Below are 16,048 nucleotides of genomic sequence, written 5' to 3'. Positions count from 1 at the left end.
CCTTGCTGTTTGAGCGCTTTGATGGCCGCAACCGTCTCCTGATTCAACATGAAAGCAGCCTTTGTTTTTTAAGTCAGGATGGTCAATTTCTGACTGCCGTCAGGTGGTCATTTTTGCACTGCCGGTAGCACCGTTCTCCAATTCAAACTGCACACGCTGTATCCTGATACACCCTACCCTGCCGAATTTCTCAACGCGCTGAAGGTGCTGATTTGCACAAATCTAGCCGTTACTACAACCATAATAGGATTAATTGGAATGAAAAAGATTGAGTATTGTGGCATACAGAATCCAGGCCTTAGGAGTCGATTGGTTAAGCTGTTCAGTTTTTTTTGGGGGCTCATTTCGGGGCTGTTTTTTATGTCCGATACTGTCTAACGCCACAAACCAAGATTCAATCTTGATAAGGTTTTTGGACTGATTTAGTGTTTTCTACCGCCCCTTGGCCTATTCGGAAAAGGCGTACCCGACAAAGCAGAAGCCAGTAGAAGAAAACACAGGTGTGTCTCGTTGGTTGCCGCATACATCCACGAAAAAAGCGGCTTTATTGCGCTCATAGGCCTATTGTGGAGCCATAAAGGGCAGTCTGTTTGAGGCATGGTTTGAACACATACTGCTACCCGAATTAATGGAAAAATCCATCATTATTATGGATAATATAAGTTTCCACCACGTGACTGTTTTGGCGGAAACGGCGGAGAAACAGAGGTACAAAGCTTTGCTGTCTGCACCTTGTCTGCCCGAGGAGCTTAATCTGATTGAGAAGGCATGGGCAGATATTAAAAAGCATTTACGGAAAGTTTTACCTGATAGGGAAGGTTTTACGGGTACACTATTACGATACGAAGTTTTTATTAATTAAATCAAAGGCTGTCTGAAAGTTTTCAGACGGCCTTTGATTTTAAAGATAACTGTGTTTATTTCAATGTTGATGCTTCTTGAGCCAAGCGGGTGATGGTTGCCCAATCTTTGTTTGCTACGGCTGTTTTGGGTGTGAGCCAAGTGCCTCCTACGCACAATACGTTGGGCAGTTTGAGATATTCGGGAGCGGTTTCGGGAGTGATGCCGCCGGTGGGGCAGAAGCGTACGTGGGCATAGGGGCCGTAGAGGGCTTTGAGCATGGCTTTGCCGCCCACCACTTCGGCGGGAAACAGTTTCAAGGTGTCGATGCCGTACTCGAGGGCGAGTTGTACTTCGCCGGGCGTGGCCACCCCGGGAATCAATGGGATTCCGCTGCTGCCTGCGGCTTTTGCCAGCGATTGATGCAGGCCGGGGCTGATGGCAAACTGTGCGCCTGCGTCTTCAACGGCTTTGAGTTGGTCGGGGTTGGTTACGGTGCCTGCGCCGACAATGGCGCCTTTTACTTCTTTTTTAATCAGTTCGATGGCTTTGAGGCCGTGTTCGGTGCGCAGGGTGATTTCGAGAGTGGGAATGCCGCCCTCAACCAAGGCGTTCGCCAGATCAACGGCTGTGTCGATGTTGTCGATGGACATCACGGGAACGACTGCACCGGCAGAAAGAATATCGCGTGGATTCATGAAATTGCTCCGAAAGGTGGTAAATTTTTTCAGACGGCCCATGTTGGCAGAGGCCGTCTGAAAGGCATAGAAACCGCATAAGGCAGCTGCTTCAGACGGCCTTGCGGTGTCGGCAGGCAAAACTCAGGCGAAGCTGCCTCCCAAGCTGACGGCGCCGGTTTCGGCGCTGCCGGTGATGCTGCGGAAGCCTGCGAACAGCTCGCGGCCTACGCCGTAATGGTTGTTGCTCAAATCGTGTTCGGGGGTTTCGCGCGCAGCCCATTCTTTTTCATCGACCAGTGCGGTAAGTTCGCCGGTAACGGAATCGAAGCGGATTAAGTCGCCGGTGCGGATTTTGCCGATACCGCCGCCGAGTAGGGCTTCGGGGCTCATGTGGATAGAGGCCGGTACTTTGCCTGATGCGCCCGACATGCGCCCATCGGTAACCAAAGCCACTTTGAAGCCGCGATCCAGCAGAATCGCCAAGGGCGGGGTGAGTTTGTGCAATTCCGGCATACCGTTGGCGCGCGGCCCTTGAAAGCGCACCACACACACGAAATCGCGCTCCAACTCGCCGCGCTCGAATGCAGCCAACACTTCTTTTTGGTCGTTGAACACAATGGCAGGGGCTTCGATAACGCGCTGGCTGTCTTTCACGGCAGACACTTTAATCACGCCGCGGCCGATGTTGCCCTTCATCAGGCGCAGGCCGCCATCGGGTGAAAACGGGCGGGAAAACGGACGCAGAATATCTTCGTTGCGGCTTTCGGCCACGGCATCGCGCCATTCGAGTTTGCCCTCAATCAGAAACGGCTCTTTGGTGTAGGCCTCCATGCCGTATCCGACCACGGTTTCCACATCATCGTGCAGCAGGCCGTTGTTGCGCAGCTCGCGAATCACAAACGGCAGGCCGCCGGTGGCGGCGAAATGATTGACATCGGCCTGACCGTTGGGATAAACGCGGATCAGCAGCGGCACAATCGAAGAGATTTCATCGAAATCGTCCCAATTGAGAATGATGCCGGCCGTACGCGCCATGGCCACCAGGTGCATGGTGTGGTTGGTGGAGCCGCCGGTGGCCATCAGGCCGATAACGGCATTGACAAACGATTTTTCATTCAACATTTCGCCTATGGGCTTGGCGGTTTGGTTTTTGATGCTTTCGGCCAAATGGGCGGCAGCGTGGCGGGTGAGCGCTTCGCGCATCGGAGTGTAGGGGTTGAAAAAGGCGGCGGCGGGCAGGTGCAGCCCCATCATTTCCATCATCATCTGATTGGAGTTGGCGGTGCCGTAAAAAGTGCAGGTGCCGGGGCTGTGGTAAGAGCCCATTTCGCTTTCGAGCAGCGCATCGCGGCCGACTTTGCCTTCTGCAAACAATTGGCGGGTGCGGGCTTTTTCTTTGTTGCCGATGCCGCTGGTCATCGGCCCTGCGGGCACGAAAATTCCGGGAATATGGCCGCAGCTGAGCGCCCCCATCACCAAGCCGGGCACGATTTTGTCGCATACCCCGAAAAACAGTGCGCCGTCAAACATTTGGTGCGACAGGCCGATTGCGGTGCTCATGGCAATCACATCGCGCGAAAACAGTGAAAGCTCCATGCCTTCATAGCCTTGGGTGATGCCGTCACACATGGCAGGCGTGCCGCCGGCCACTTGGGCGGTTGCGCCGTGTTTTTGCGCTTCGTCTTTAATCCATGCGGGAAATTCGGCAAACGGCTGGTGGGCGGAAACCATATCGTTATAAGCAGTAATCATGCCCAAATTGGGAATATTGTGTTTGAGCATTTCGATTTTGATGGTTTTGGGCATGGCAGCATAGCCGTGTGCCAGATTGGAGCAGCCCAATTGGTCGCGCTCGACACGCCCCTGCTGCCTGAGTGCGCGGATACGCATCAAATAAGCTTCCCTCGTGGGGCGGCTGCGTTCGGTGATGCGCTCTGTGACGGCGGCAAGTTTGGGATGGATTTCGGTCATGATGCGGCCTGCCTTTCGTGGTAGTGGTCGGCGGTGTTTCTTCAAATGAGATGTGTAAAGTTGTTGTGCGGCTGGGTTTGATTGCAAACGGCAGAGGCCGTCTGAAAAGCCTTTATTGGATTATAATACAGTTTGTAGTTAAGTTACAGAATAATGCTTGAACTATGTCAAATTTTGTTTCGCGGTTCTGTAACAAAATAGCATTCAGGACGGGCGGTTAGGTTTAACCTGCTCTGTTTTTATTTAAAACAGCATAGACAAAACGTGTAGCGCTGTGTAGGATTGCTACTGGGTTTCAGGCGGTGGCAGCAGGTTTCCATATGTAATTACAAGCCCGTATATCCGTATTATGATGGCTGCCATTTTGTACAGAGCAGGCCGGAGCCGGCGGCAGCACCGGTTTTCCAAGAATAGGCAAATCAACTTTGATGAAAGAAAAAACGATGGATAAGCAAACAAATTTTGACTTGGTGCTGTTTGGCGCAACCGGAGATTTGGCCATGCGCAAACTGCTGCCCTGCCTCTATCAGGCCCACGTTGCCGGCCTGCTCCACCCCGCGGGCCGTATTTTGGGAGTGAGCCGCAGCGAATTGGATACCGCAGGCTTTCTCGAAAAAGTAGACTCCGATTCCAAAATCCACATCAAACAGAATTTCAGTGAAGAGGCGTGGGCTTCTTTTATCAAGCGCATACACTATCTGACTGTAGATGTAACCCGGCCCGAAGATTTCAAAGCCTTGGCCGAAGCCGTGAAAGCACGCCGGGAAACCGACAACGTGGTCATTTATCTCTCTACCGCGCCGAAATTTTTTGCCCCTGCCTGCGCCGAGCTGGCCAACGTGGGCTTAAACGGCAGCAATGTACGCATCGTGCTTGAGAAACCGCTGGGTACCGATTTGAAATCCTCCCAAGAAATCAACACCGATGTAGCACGCTATTTCCAAGAAGAGCAGGTTTACCGCATCGATCACTATCTGGGCAAAGAAGCCCTGCAAAACCTGCTGGCGCTGCGTTTTGCCAATCTTGTGTTCGAACCGCTGTGGAACAACAAATATGTGAAAAGCGTGCAGCTCACCATTGCCGAGCAGTTGGGCGTTGAAGAGCGCGGCGAGTTTTACGACATCACCGGTGCCTTGCGCGATATGGTGCAGAACCACCTGATGCAGATGCTGTGTATGACCGCGATGGAAGTGCCCAAAAGCCTCGATGCCGATGATGTGCGCGATGAAAAACTGAAAGTTATCAAATCGCTCAAGCCACTCACTTATGCTGATGTAGATACCGATGTGGTGCGCGCGCAATACACCGAAAGCAAAGGCATGAACGGCTATCTGCAGGAGCGTAACGTGCCCGCCGGCAGCCGCACCGAAACCTATGTGGCCATCAAGGCCGAAATCAACAACGAGCGCTGGGCAGGCGTGCCGTTTTATCTGCGCACTGGCAAGCGTTTAACCGGCAAAGTGGCCGAAATCGTGTTGAACTTCCGCGACCTGCCCCGGCATATTTTTGAAAACAGCCAAGCCGCGCCCAACCGTTTGGTTATCGAATTGCAGCCCGCCGAGTCGGTACGCCTCTACACCCAGGTCAAAACCCCGGGTGCAGGCAACAAAGTGGAGCTCACCGCCCTGAGCGTGGACATGGGCAAAGAGATACAAGGCCGCCGCGCCGAAGCCTACGAGCGGCTGCTGTTGGACGTGATTAACGGCAAGCTGGCGCTGTTCAACCGCCGCGACGAGTTGGAAGCCGCTTGGGAATGGGTGATGCCGATTATGGAAAACTGGGAAAACAGCCCCACCCCGCCGCACGGCTACCCCGCCGATTCATGGGGCCCCGAAGCTGCCCGCAACCTGCTCGCACGCAACGGCGACAAGTGGCACGAAGAGCAGTAAATGTTTTTCAGACGGCCGGCAGCCTGCGCGGCATGAAAGCTGCCGTAAACAAAACCGTATGGCCGGCACCTTTTGAAAACCGCCACGGCATCGGCCCGCATCGTGCTGCCTGCATTACATTATCTGAGGGTTGCCGCTTTGCGGCCGTTTCCCGCTTTAATGAGCCGGGCAGCAGGCCATCTCCTTCTGTGCAAGGCCGCCGGCATACAGCACGGCAGCGCTGCCGCCGCATAAAGCGGATTAGAACGGAAACAAAAAACGCCCCGCAATAGTGTGCAGCAACTGTTTTTTTGCCGCCGGCTGTAAAACCGGCGCCGCCCGGCAGCGTAAAACAGGCTCAGGCCGTCTGAAAGCCGGGGATAACAACCGAACCAGGAGAAAATTTATGGCTTATCAATGGCATTCTTACGAAAACGCAGCCGCGGCTTCTGCCGCATTGGCCGATGCGGTAGAAGCTGCCCTGCAACACGCGCTGAACAAAAAAGGCAGCGCCGTTTTGGCCGTTTCGGGCGGCCGCTCCCCCATCGCCTTTTTCGAGGCCTTGTCGCAAAAAAATCTGGATTGGCAGAATATCGGCATCACCCTGGTAGACGAGCGCATCGTGCCCACCACCCACGCCGACAGCAACACCGGCCTGGTGCGCCGGCACCTGCTGCAAAACCAAGCCGCCGCCGCACAATGGATTCCCGTGGTGGAAGCCGGCACAACCGAAACCGGTTTGCAGCCCGAAACCGTGGTTCAGACGGCCTTGCAGCACTATCGGCAGCCCGATGTGCTGGTGTTGGGCATGGGCGGCGACGGCCATACCGCATCGCTGTTCCCCCAAGCTCCGCAGCTCGATAAAGGTTTGGACAGAAATAACCCGACCCCGCTCCTGCACACCACACCCGTTACTGCGCCGCACGAGCGCGTGAGCATGACGCTGGCTGCTATCGCGCAAACCCCTGCCGTGTTTCTGGCCATCGGCGGCGCAGAAAAAAAAGCGGTGTTTGACCAAGCCGCCGCCGCACCCAACAAAGCCTACCCCGTCAGCTACATCATCAACCACGAAAAGGTAAACTGCCATGTCTATTACGCAGCATAAAAAAGCCGCCCCGCCCCAAACATCTGCACAATGGCCGCGCCTTGTGGCCGATATAGGCGGCACCAATGCCCGCTTCGCGCTGGAAACTTCGCCGCAGCAGATTGAAAAAATCGAAGTGCTGCCCTGCAACGATTACGATACCATTATCGATGCGGCAAGAGAATATCTGCGCCGGGCAGACAACCCAAAAATCAGCCACGCCGCCATTGCCATTGCCAATCCGATTACCGGCGACTGGGTTCAGATGACCAACCACCATTGGGCGTTTTCCATCGAAACCACCCGCCAATCGTTAGGTTTGGAAACCCTGATCATGCTCAACGACTTTACTGCGCAGGCGTTGGCGATTACCCAGGTGCTGCCGGAAGATTTGGTGCAGGTGGGCGGCACCCGGCCCCTGCCCAACGCGCCCAAAGCCGTGATCGGGCCGGGAACCGGCTTGGGCGTGAGCGGCCTGATTCCAAGCAATGCAGGCTGGGTGCCCCTGGCCGGCGAGGGCGGGCATGTGAGCTTTCCGCCGTTTGACGATGCCGAAGTGATGATCTGGCAGTTTGCTAAGAAAAAATACGGCCATGTGTCTGCCGAACGCTTTTTAAGCGGCGCCGGCCTGACGCTGATTTATGAAGCGCTGGCTACCAAAGAAGGGGTGAAGCCGCAAAAACTCACCCCCGCCGAAATCAGCGAGCAGGCCTTGAGCGGTTCATCGCCTTTGTGCCGCCTGGCCTTGGATATTTTCTGCGCCATGCTCGGCACCGTGGCCTCCAACTTGGCCTTAACGCTCGGCGCCGGCGGCGGCGTGTATCTGTGCGGCGGCATCATTCCGCGCTTTATCGACTATTTCAAATATTCGCCGTTCCGCAGCCGTTTTGAAAACAAGGGACGCTTCGATGCCTATCTGGCAGCGATTCCCGTTTATGTGGTGCTGAGCAAATTCCCCGGTCTTCAGGGCGCGGCGGTGGCATTGTCCAACCATCTCAAGGGCTGCAGCAACAACACAGCGGCACTGGGCGGGGTGGCCGATGGGGCAGCCAAAGAATAAAAGTTGCCCAACTGCAAATTGAAACAAACAATCGAACCAACATAAGAAAAACACAAGCTGTTTCAGACGGCCTTATCAAACCCGACAGGCCGTCTGAAAAGCCATAAGCCTCAATAAGAACAATTATCCGGAAACATTATTTATTTGGAAAACACACTATGTTAAGCAAAATCAGCGAATCATTAAGCGGTTTATCAGGCGCAGAGCGCAAAGTAGCCGAATCGGCATTGGCCGAGCCCAAATGGTTTGTACACGCGGCCGTAGCCGAAATCGCCGAGCGCGCCTCGGTAAGCCAGCCCACCGTTATCCGTTTCTGCCGCAGCCTGGGCTATAAAGGACTGCCCGAATTCAAACTGGCCTTGTCGGCCAGCATCGGCCACGAAGGCATGCCTTATGTGCATGAAGAGCTCAATGCCGACGACGATATGGCCAGCGTGGTGGAAAAGGTGTTGGGCAATGCCGCTGCCTCCATACTCGGCGCGCGCCGGTTTTTGAAAGAAAACGAGTTGGAAGCCGCCATCGCCCTGCTCACCCATGCCCGCCGTATCGAATTTTACGGTGTGGGCAACTCGGGTATCGTGGCACAAGATGCGCAGCATAAATTTTTCCGTTTCGGCATTTCCACTGTGGCCTATGTGGACACCCATATCCAGCTGATGGCGGCATCGGTGCTGAGCAATCACGATGTGCTGGTGGTGATTTCCAATTCAGGCTCCTCTATCGAACTGCTCGATGCAGTAAGCATTGCCAAAGAAAACGGCGCGGCGGTGATTGCCATCACCCGTTCGGGCTCGCCTCTGGCGCAGCTTGCCGATTGCGTGCTGAGCATTGCCGCCCAAGAAAATGTAGAACTCTACACACCGATGGTTTCGCGGCTGCTGCAATTGGCCGTTATCGACATTCTTGCCATCGGCCTGGCTCTGCGGTTGGGCGAAACCGCCAGCCTGCAACTGCAAAAAAGCAAGCGCAGCATTCACAGCAAACATTTGGAATACGATAAAGACAAGGATCCAAAATCATGAAACATTTACAGGATTTACCTTCTTGGCGGGAGCTTTGGAAACATTTCGATGCCACCAAAGGCCTGCATATGCGCGAAATGTTCGAGCAAGACCCCGAACGCGCCCAACGCTACTGGCTCGAAGTGGGCGGCATCACGCTGGACTATTCCAAAAACCGCATCACCGATGAAACGCTCGAGCTGCTGTTCAAACTGGCGCGCGAAGCCGGCCTGCCCGAGCGCATCAAACAAATGTTCCACGGCGAAAAAATCAACGAAACCGAAAACCGTGCCGCGCTTCATATTGCCCTGCGCAACCGTACCAACTCGCCCATCGAAGTGGACGGCGAAGACGTGATGCCCAAAGTAAACCACGTGCTGCACCGCATGGGCGAGTTTGCCCACGAAGTGCGCAGCGGAGAATGGCTGGGCTACACCAACCAAGTGATTACCGATGTGGTCAATATCGGCATCGGCGGCTCCGATTTGGGCCCGCTGATGATGTGCACCGCGCTCAAGCCTTTCGGTCATCCGCGCCTGCGTATGCACTTCGTTTCCAATGTGGACGGCTCGCAACTGCAAGATGTGTTGGAAAAAGTGCACCCCGAAACCACGCTGTTCATCATTGCCTCCAAAACCTTCACCACCCAAGAAACGCTCACCAACGCCCTAACCGCCCGCGAATGGTTTTTGAAACATGCCGGTGAAGAAGCCGCGATTGCCAAACATTTTGCCGCCGTTTCCACCAACATAAAAGCGGTATCCGAATTCGGCATCGACACCGCCAATATGTTTGAATTTTGGGATTGGGTGGGCGGCCGCTACAGCCTGTGGTCGGCCATCGGCCTGCCGATTATGCTGTTTTTGGGTGAAGAAAACTTTATCGAAATGCTCAACGGCGCCCACCTGATGGACCAGCACTTCGCCAATGCCCCTCTCGAGCAGAATATGCCGGTGCTGCTGGCGCTGATCGGCATCTGGTATATCAACTACTACGGCGGCGGCAGCCACGTTATCGCCCCTTACGACCAACACCTGCACCGCCTGCCCAAGTTTATCCAGCAGCTGGATATGGAAAGCAACGGCAAGCAGGTTACGCTTGACGGTCAGCCTGTTGCACACGAAACTGCGCCGATTATCTGGGGCGAAACCGGCATCAACGGCCAACACGCCTTTTTCCAGCTTTTGCATCAGGGCACCCACATCACCCCCATCGATCTGATTGCCTCGCTCGAAAAACGCAGCAATCTGCCCGGACACCATGAAATCCTATTGGCCAACGTGTTTGCGCAGGCCGAGGCCTTTATGCGCGGCAAAACGCCCGAGGAAGCGCGTGCAGAGCTGACGGCACAAGGCTTGGCGGCCGAAGAAGCAGAGGCTTTGGTGCCGCACAAAACCTTTTCGGGCAACCGCCCCAGCAACATCATTCTGATGACTAAAATCAACCCCCGCAACATGGGCAGCCTGATTGCGCTCTACGAACACAAAACCTTCGTTCAAGGCGTGGTTTGGGGCATCAACAGCTTCGACCAATGGGGCGTGGAGCTGGGCAAACAGCTTGCCAAAACCATTTTAAACGAGCTGACCGGCAAAACCGCCGTGCAGCCGCACGACAGCTCGACCGAGCGCCTGATCCGCCTTTACCGCAATACCAATTGCAGCAAAACAGAAGGCTGCTGAACCAACCCGGCCGTCTGAAACCCTTTTTCAGACGGCCTCTGCAACGGGCAGTAAATGCAGATGTAGTAAAATAACAGTATCCATTATTCTCCGGCATTGATATTATCGGCTGCCCTCAGAGAGGGGCCGACAATAAAATTGCCGAAGTTTTCAGAATCATGATTTAAGCAACAAGGATATGATATGTCAGAGCAAACGCAGCAAAACAACACCTTTGCCTTATCGGTGTTGACCACACTATTTTTCATGATGGGCTTCATCACCTGCATGAACGATATTCTCATCCCCCACTTAAAAGAAATTTTCAAACTTTCCTACACCCAGGCAATGCTGATTCAGTTTTGCTTTTTTGCCGCTTATGCCGTGATGTCGATTCCGATGGGCAAGCTGGTGGAAAAACTGGGCTATAAAAACGGCGTTATCGGCGGCTTTTTAATCGCCTCAGTGGGCTGTTTGCTGTTTTACCCTGCTGCCGGCAGCCACTCTTACCCGATTTTCTTGGGCGCATTGTTCATTTTGGCTTCAGGCATCGTGCTGCTTCAGGTTGCAGGCAACCCCTATGTAACCCTGCTGGCCAAGCCCGGTAAAGAATCCGCCACGCTCACGCTGATTCAGGCCTTCAACTCGCTGGCCACCATGATTGCCCCGCCGTTGGGTGCCATGCTGATTTTCGTGGATGCAACCGCCAGCGAAGCCGAGCGCATCTCTTCGGTGCAGATTCCCTATCTGGGGCTGGCCGGCTTTCTGATTCTGCTGGCAGTGGTGGTGAAAATGCTCCACCTGCCCGATGCGCGCAAAATCGCCGAAGAAGAAACCGAACACAACCACGACGGCAAAACCAGCGTTTGGCAATACAAACATATGGTTTTGGGCGCACTGGGCATTTTTTGCTACGTGGGTGCCGAAGTGGCCATCGGTTCGCTGATGATTAACGTGCTGGAAGCAACCGCAGGGCTGAGCCACACCACCGGCGCGTTTTATCTGTCGGTTTACTGGGGCGGCGCAATGGTCGGCCGCTTTATCGGCTCGGCCATGATGAACAAAATCCAACCCAGCAAATATCTGGCATTTAACGCCGTTGCCGCCACCACACTCATCATCATTGCCATTATAGCGGGCGGCGGCTTCATCACCATGTGGTCGCTGCTGCTGATCGGCTTTTTCAACTCGATTATGTTCCCCACCATTTTCTCGCTGGCCACCAAAGGCTTGGGCAAATTCACCGGCGCGGCTTCAGGCATTATCTGCACCGCCATTGTAGGCGGCGCGATTGTACCGGTGGTGCAGGGTTTCTTTGCCGACAACATCGGCCTGTTGGTATCGTTTTTCGTGCCCGTTTTGTGTTATCTGTATATTCTGTTTTTTGCCGCCAAAGGGCATAAAGCAGACGAGAAAACCGCTTGATTGCAAACCTTGCTGATTTGAAACCCAACATGCCGTCTGAAATTTCAGACGGCATTTCTGTGCCCCGGCCGGCAAACCAAACCGCCGCACACCGCTTCTGAAATTGTTCTCCCCCCTGTTTCCCGATACAATCCCCTGTTTCAGCAACCCGTCAGGAACCGCCGTGCAGCCGCTTGAATATTGCCGCCGAAAAGCCGCCGAAAGCCAATCCAACTTTTTGGCCGGCTTTCGTTTTCTGCCGCAGCCCAAGCAAAACGCGATGACGGTTTTATACGCCTACTGCCGCGAGCTTGATGATGTGGCAGACGGCTGCTCCGATTCCCGCGTTGCCCTAACCACGCTCCACTGGTGGCGTGCCGATTTGGAAAAAGTTTTTTCAGACGGCCAAACGCCCGAACACCCCGTCTGCCAAGCCCTGAAAACCGTAGCGCGCGATTTTTCCCTGCCGCATAACGAGCTGGCAGAAATCATCAACGGCATGCAGATGGATTTAGAACAAGCCCGCTACGGCCGCTTTGAAGATTTGCAGCTTTACTGCTACCGCGTTGCCGGCGTAGTGGGGCGGCTGATTACCCGCATCCTCGGCTTTTCCCGCCCCGAAACGCTGGATTACGCCGGCAAAATGGGGCTTGCCCTGCAACTCACCAACATCATTCGCGATGTGGGCGAAGACGCGCGCAACGGCCGCATTTATCTGCCCGCCGAAGAACTGCAACGCTTCAACGTGCCGGCACAAACCATTCTGCAAGGCACGCCCACGCCCGAATTTGCCGAACTGATGGCATTTCAAATCACGCGCGCCCGCCAAACCTACCGCGAAGCGGTGGCACTGCTGCCGCACGAAGAGCGCAAAAACCAAAAAGCCGGCCTGGTGATGGCCAGCATTTACTTTGCTTTGCTGAACGAAATCGAGCGCGATGGTGCCGGCCATGTTTTGCAATACAAAATCGCCATTCCCGCACCGCGCAAAAAGCGCATTGCCCTGAAAACCTGGCTGTTCGGATTTAACCCATGAAACCCACCGCACACCGTCCGAAAATTGCCGTTATCGGCGCAGGCTGGGCCGGCCTTTCTGCCGCCGTGCGGCTGGCCGGCCGTGCCGATATCAGCCTGTTTGAAGCAGGCCGCCGGGCAGGCGGGCGGGCGCGCATGCTCGCAGGCGGGCAGGCCGGGTTCAGCTTTCTCGACAACGGCCAACACATCATGCTCGGCGCTTATCACGGCGTACTCGCGCTGATGCAGTTAATCGGCGTATCCGAGCAAAACGCCTTTCTGCGGTTGCCCCTGCAATGGCACATAGCCGGCGGCCTGCAGTTTCAGACGGCCTCCCTTCCCGCCCCGCTGCATATCGTTTTCGGCCTGCTCAAAGCCAAAAACCTGCGCTTTGGCGAAAAAACCAAGCTGCTCAACGACATGCATGCCTTGCAGCAATATCAAGAAGCCTCCCCCCTGCCCGACATGGCGGTTTCCCAATGGCTGCTCGAGCGCAACATTTCGCGCAAACTCAATATCCAGTTTTGGCGGCCCTTAGTGTGGGGTGCACTCAACACCCCGCTTGAACACGCCAGCCTGCGTATGCTGTGCAATGTGCTGCAAGACGGCGTATGGTCGGGCAAAGCAGGCAGCGATTATCTGCTGCCCAAGCAGGATTTGGGCAGCATCATCGCCGAACCCGCGCTGGCGTTTCTTGCCGCACACGGCGCAGCCGTGCATTTGGAAACCCGCGCAGCGCGGCTGACCGGCCTGCCGGACGGACGGGTAGCGGTGAACGGGCAGGCCTTTGATGCCGCCATACCCGCCGTGGCCCCCTACCACGCCGCTGCGCTGATGCCGTCTGAAACGCCCGATAGCGTGGTGGCGGCTTTCAACGCCGTCCGCCACCACGCCATCACCACCGTTTATCTGCGCTACGCCGAAACCGTGCACCTTCCCGCCCCGCTCACCGGCCTGGCCGAAGGCACGGCGCAATGGTTTGTCCAACGCGGCACGCTCGGCCTGCCCGCCAACGAAACCGCCGCCGTTATCAGCCTCTCCGACCTTATCGGCCGTCTGAAACCCGAAGAATGGGCGGCACGCGTGCACGCCGATTTAAAAACGCTCTGCCCCTATCTGGGCGAACCGCTGGCCGTGCGTGTGATTACCGAGCAGCGCGCCGCCGCCGCCGCAACCGTTGCCCGCACCCTGCCCGATTTATCGTGGCTGCATCTCCGCCGCATCTATCCCGCAGGCGATTATCTGCACCCGCGCTATCCTTCCACCTTAGAGGCAGCCGTGCAATCCGGCCTGAGCGCGGCCGATGTGTGTTACACCGATTGCTGCGCCGTCAAAAATGCTTTTTAATGTTGGTTTTTCAGACGGCCTGATGGATGATTGTGCGGGCGCATTCCGGCGGCTGCACCAAAAGAATCGAACGCATAACCGGTGTGCCCGCCGGCGGCCTGCTCCCCTTTGCAACGCCTGATTGCCCAAACCGGCACAGGCCGTCTGAAAAATACTGCAACACCCCACGAAAAAGGATCCCGCATGAAACCCCTGCAAGACAAAATCATTTTGGTAACCGGCGCATCGCAGGGCATAGGCGAGCAAGTGGCCAAAGCCTATGCCGCTGCCGGCGCTACTGTGGTGCTGGTCGCGCGCCACCAGAAAAAGCTCGAAAAAGTGTATGACGACATTGCCGCCGCCGGCAGCCCCGAGCCGTTTGCCATCTGCTTCGACCTGCTCACCGCCGAAGAAGCCGAGTTTGACCGCTTTGCCGCCACCGTTGCCGAAGCCACCGGCAACCGTCTTGACGGCATCGTGCATTGCGCCGGCTATTTCTACGCCCTCTCGCCGCTCGATTTCCAAACCGTGGCCGAATGGGTGAACCAATACCGCATCAACACCGTTGCTCCGATGGGCCTGACCCGCGCCTTTTTTCCGATGCTGAAAGAATCGCCCGATGCTTCGGTAGTTTTCGTGGGCGAGAGCCACGGCGAAACGCCCAAAGCCTATTGGGGCGGATTCGGCGCATCCAAAGCCGCGCTGAACTATTTGTGCAAAGTGGCCGCCGATGAATGGTCGCGCTTCGACAACCTGCGCGCCAATGTATTGGTGCCCGGCGCCGTCAATTCGCCGCTGCGCATGAAAACCCACCCCGGCGAAGCCCGCAGCGAGCGCAAAAACTACGAAGACATCATGCCGCAGTTTGTTTGGTGGAGCAGCAAAGAGAGCAAAGGCCGCACCGGCGAAATCGTATATTTGTAACACCATAATCTTGCCCGCACCCGAGGCCGTCTGAACACCCGCTTTCAGACGGCCGCAACGTTTTCTTTTATAATCCTGCTTTCCAACCCTTGCCCCAAACCATGATGCCGCACGTACTCGTTCTCCAACACCCCGTCCTTTCCCAATGTGATTTGAGCGTTTTAAACGCCCTGCAACTGCCTTCGGCCGAAATAAACGGCAGCGTGTTACGCATTCCCGTTTCCGCAGCGTTCAGGCTGCCTGAAAATGCCGCCGCCGCGCTGGAGCGCCAACGCATCGACCATGCCGTGCTGCCCGATTCGGCCTTTTCCGATTTGGGGCTGATGGTGAGCGATATGGATTCCACCCTGATTACCATCGAATGCATAGACGAAATCGCTGCCGGTGCCGGCCTCAAAACACAAGTGGCGGAGATCACCGGGCAGGCCATGCGCGGCGAATTGGATTTCGAGCAGTCGCTGCGCCGGCGCGTTGCCTTATTGACCGGCTTGGGCGAACAGGTGTTGCAGCAGGTGTATGAGCAAGTGCTGCAGCTCTCGCCCGGTGCGGGATACCTGCTGGCCGAGTGCAAAAAACACGGTGTGGCGTTTTTACTGGTGTCGGGCGGCTTCACTTTTTTTACCGGCCGCCTGCAACAGCGGCTGGGGTTTGAATACCACCACGCCAATGTTTTAGAAATTTCAGACGGCCGCTTAACCGGCAAACTCACCGGCAGCATCATTGATGCCCAAACCAAAGCCGATTTATTGGCCGGATACCGAGAAAAACTGGGGCTGGCCGAACATCAGGTGGCGGCGGTGGGCGATGGTGCCAACGATATCCCCATGCTGCTTGCAGCCGGCACGGGCATCGCCTACCGCGCCAAACCGAAAGTGCGGCAACACGCCGATGCCTGCATCAATTTCTGCGGCCTCGAAGCCGTGCGCGGCTGGTTCCGATAACAGCCTGCCGAAATCCGCCGGTTCCGCCGTTTCCCGGCTTGCCCGGGCATATTTGGGTTGAAACGGAACAACGCAGGCACAGGCCGGCTTTTCACCCGACCGACACACGGTTGTTTTAAATTGGGGCTGACGTAGATTAGCAGTCATGACAGGCTGCCAAAATGAAGATAACCCACTGTAAGTTAAAGAAGAGTCTGCAAAGAAAACTGCTTGAATATTTTGTATTGGAAGTAACCGCACGTTCTGCTGCCGATATCTTAGGTATTCAGCCCAATAC

General features: G+C 55.7%; 14 protein-coding genes and 1 pseudogene. 12 read left to right on the top strand and 3 right to left on the bottom strand.

The features are described from left to right. Positions 1-574 precede the first annotated feature (574 nt). Complete coding sequence (locus IR141_RS14030) at positions 575-862, top strand: transposase (RefSeq protein WP_187001609.1); 288 nt, start codon at positions 575-577, stop codon at positions 860-862. 55 nt (positions 863-917) lie between these two features. Here IR141_RS14030 and IR141_RS10215 read toward each other — a convergent pair whose 3' ends face one another. Continuing rightward, complete coding sequence (locus IR141_RS10215; RefSeq protein ID WP_135036835.1) at positions 918-1,538, bottom strand: bifunctional 4-hydroxy-2-oxoglutarate aldolase/2-dehydro-3-deoxy-phosphogluconate aldolase; 621 nt, start codon at positions 1,536-1,538, stop codon at positions 918-920. Between the two features lie 123 nt (positions 1,539-1,661). Next, positions 1,662-3,491 carry a phosphogluconate dehydratase gene (edd, locus tag IR141_RS10210; protein ID WP_194198393.1) on the bottom strand — a complete coding sequence of 610 codons (1,830 nt, stop codon included), beginning with the start codon at positions 3,489-3,491 and terminating at the stop codon, positions 1,662-1,664. 443 nt (positions 3,492-3,934) lie between these two features. Between edd and zwf the strand changes: the two genes are divergently transcribed. From zwf to hpnE, 8 genes are all read left to right on the top strand, one after another. Beyond that, entirely contained in the window at positions 3,935-5,380 is a 1,446-nt protein-coding gene (gene zwf, locus IR141_RS10205; protein WP_135036823.1) for a glucose-6-phosphate dehydrogenase, read from the top strand. 385 nt (positions 5,381-5,765) lie between these two features. Beyond that, positions 5,766-6,464, top strand: coding sequence for a 6-phosphogluconolactonase (gene pgl / locus IR141_RS10200; protein ID WP_135036820.1), 699 nt, complete (start codon positions 5,766-5,768; stop codon positions 6,462-6,464). Further along, positions 6,445-7,503: a glucokinase gene (locus IR141_RS10195; protein WP_135036817.1), complete on the top strand. Its 1,059-nt coding sequence runs from the start codon at positions 6,445-6,447 to the stop codon at positions 7,501-7,503. Before pgl ends, IR141_RS10195 begins: the two co-directional genes overlap by 20 nt. A 158-nt stretch (positions 7,504-7,661) precedes the next feature. Beyond that, positions 7,662-8,525 carry an SIS domain-containing protein gene (locus IR141_RS10190; RefSeq protein ID WP_135036814.1) on the top strand — a complete coding sequence of 288 codons (864 nt, stop codon included), beginning with the start codon at positions 7,662-7,664 and terminating at the stop codon, positions 8,523-8,525. Continuing rightward, positions 8,522-10,183, top strand: coding sequence for a glucose-6-phosphate isomerase (gene pgi / locus IR141_RS10185; protein ID WP_135036810.1), 1,662 nt, complete (start codon positions 8,522-8,524; stop codon positions 10,181-10,183). Before IR141_RS10190 ends, pgi begins: the two co-directional genes overlap by 4 nt. Before the next feature lie 183 nt (positions 10,184-10,366). Then, positions 10,367-11,587 (top strand): sugar MFS transporter, encoded by a 1,221-nt coding sequence (locus IR141_RS10180; protein WP_135036807.1) that lies wholly within the window; start codon positions 10,367-10,369, stop codon positions 11,585-11,587. A 163-nt stretch (positions 11,588-11,750) separates the two neighbouring features. Next, positions 11,751-12,602 (top strand): presqualene diphosphate synthase HpnD, encoded by an 852-nt coding sequence (gene hpnD / locus IR141_RS10175; RefSeq protein WP_135036804.1) that lies wholly within the window; start codon positions 11,751-11,753, stop codon positions 12,600-12,602. After that, complete coding sequence (hpnE, locus tag IR141_RS10170; protein WP_135036801.1) at positions 12,599-13,927, top strand: hydroxysqualene dehydroxylase HpnE; 1,329 nt, start codon at positions 12,599-12,601, stop codon at positions 13,925-13,927. Before hpnD ends, hpnE begins: the two co-directional genes overlap by 4 nt. Here hpnE and IR141_RS10165 read toward each other — a convergent pair. Continuing rightward, the gene (locus IR141_RS10165; RefSeq protein ID WP_135036798.1) at positions 13,924-14,112 is read right to left on the bottom strand and encodes a hypothetical protein; all 189 of its coding nucleotides are present in this window, start codon (positions 14,110-14,112) and stop codon (positions 13,924-13,926) included. The two genes, hpnE and IR141_RS10165, sit on opposite strands and share 4 nt — an antisense overlap. Between IR141_RS10165 and IR141_RS10160 the strand changes: the two genes are divergently transcribed. From IR141_RS10160 to IR141_RS10150, 3 genes and pseudogenes are all read left to right on the top strand, one after another. Further along, complete coding sequence (locus IR141_RS10160; protein ID WP_135036795.1) at positions 14,111-14,830, top strand: SDR family oxidoreductase; 720 nt, start codon at positions 14,111-14,113, stop codon at positions 14,828-14,830. The genes IR141_RS10165 and IR141_RS10160 overlap by 2 nt on opposite strands. A 104-nt stretch (positions 14,831-14,934) precedes the next feature. Then, positions 14,935-15,771, top strand: a complete 837-nt coding sequence (serB, locus tag IR141_RS10155) for a phosphoserine phosphatase SerB (protein WP_135036829.1) — start codon at positions 14,935-14,937, stop codon at positions 15,769-15,771. A gap of 161 nt (positions 15,772-15,932) precedes the next feature. Next, a pseudogene (locus tag IR141_RS10150) lies at positions 15,933-16,048 on the top strand (IS1595 family transposase); the annotation flags it as partial.

The organism is Neisseria sp. 19428wB4_WF04 (genome assembly GCF_015235335.1).
GTDB classification, from domain to species: domain Bacteria; phylum Pseudomonadota; class Gammaproteobacteria; order Burkholderiales; family Neisseriaceae; genus Neisseria; species Neisseria musculi.
This window is presented reverse-complemented; position numbering and strand designations above follow the sequence as displayed.

Bases quoted from the DNA above. Each gene is read 5' to 3' on its own strand.
- IR141_RS10215 (WP_135036835.1), bottom strand. From the start codon at position 1,538: ATGAATCCACGCGATATTCTTTCTGCCGGTGCAGTCGTTCCCGTGATG.
- edd (WP_194198393.1), bottom strand. From the start codon at position 3,491: ATGACCGAAATCCATCCCAAACTTGCCGCCGTCACAGAGCGCATCACC.
- zwf (WP_135036823.1), top strand. From the start codon at position 3,935: ATGGATAAGCAAACAAATTTTGACTTGGTGCTGTTTGGCGCAACCGGA.
- pgl (WP_135036820.1), top strand. From the start codon at position 5,766: ATGGCTTATCAATGGCATTCTTACGAAAACGCAGCCGCGGCTTCTGCC.
- IR141_RS10195 (WP_135036817.1), top strand. From the start codon at position 6,445: ATGTCTATTACGCAGCATAAAAAAGCCGCCCCGCCCCAAACATCTGCA.
- IR141_RS10190 (WP_135036814.1), top strand. From the start codon at position 7,662: ATGTTAAGCAAAATCAGCGAATCATTAAGCGGTTTATCAGGCGCAGAG.
- pgi (WP_135036810.1), top strand. From the start codon at position 8,522: ATGAAACATTTACAGGATTTACCTTCTTGGCGGGAGCTTTGGAAACAT.
- IR141_RS10180 (WP_135036807.1), top strand. From the start codon at position 10,367: ATGTCAGAGCAAACGCAGCAAAACAACACCTTTGCCTTATCGGTGTTG.
- hpnE (WP_135036801.1), top strand. From the start codon at position 12,599: ATGAAACCCACCGCACACCGTCCGAAAATTGCCGTTATCGGCGCAGGC.
- IR141_RS10160 (WP_135036795.1), top strand. From the start codon at position 14,111: ATGAAACCCCTGCAAGACAAAATCATTTTGGTAACCGGCGCATCGCAG.
- IR141_RS10165 (WP_135036798.1), bottom strand. From the start codon at position 14,112: ATGCGGGATCCTTTTTCGTGGGGTGTTGCAGTATTTTTCAGACGGCCT.
- serB (WP_135036829.1), top strand. From the start codon at position 14,935: ATGCCGCACGTACTCGTTCTCCAACACCCCGTCCTTTCCCAATGTGAT.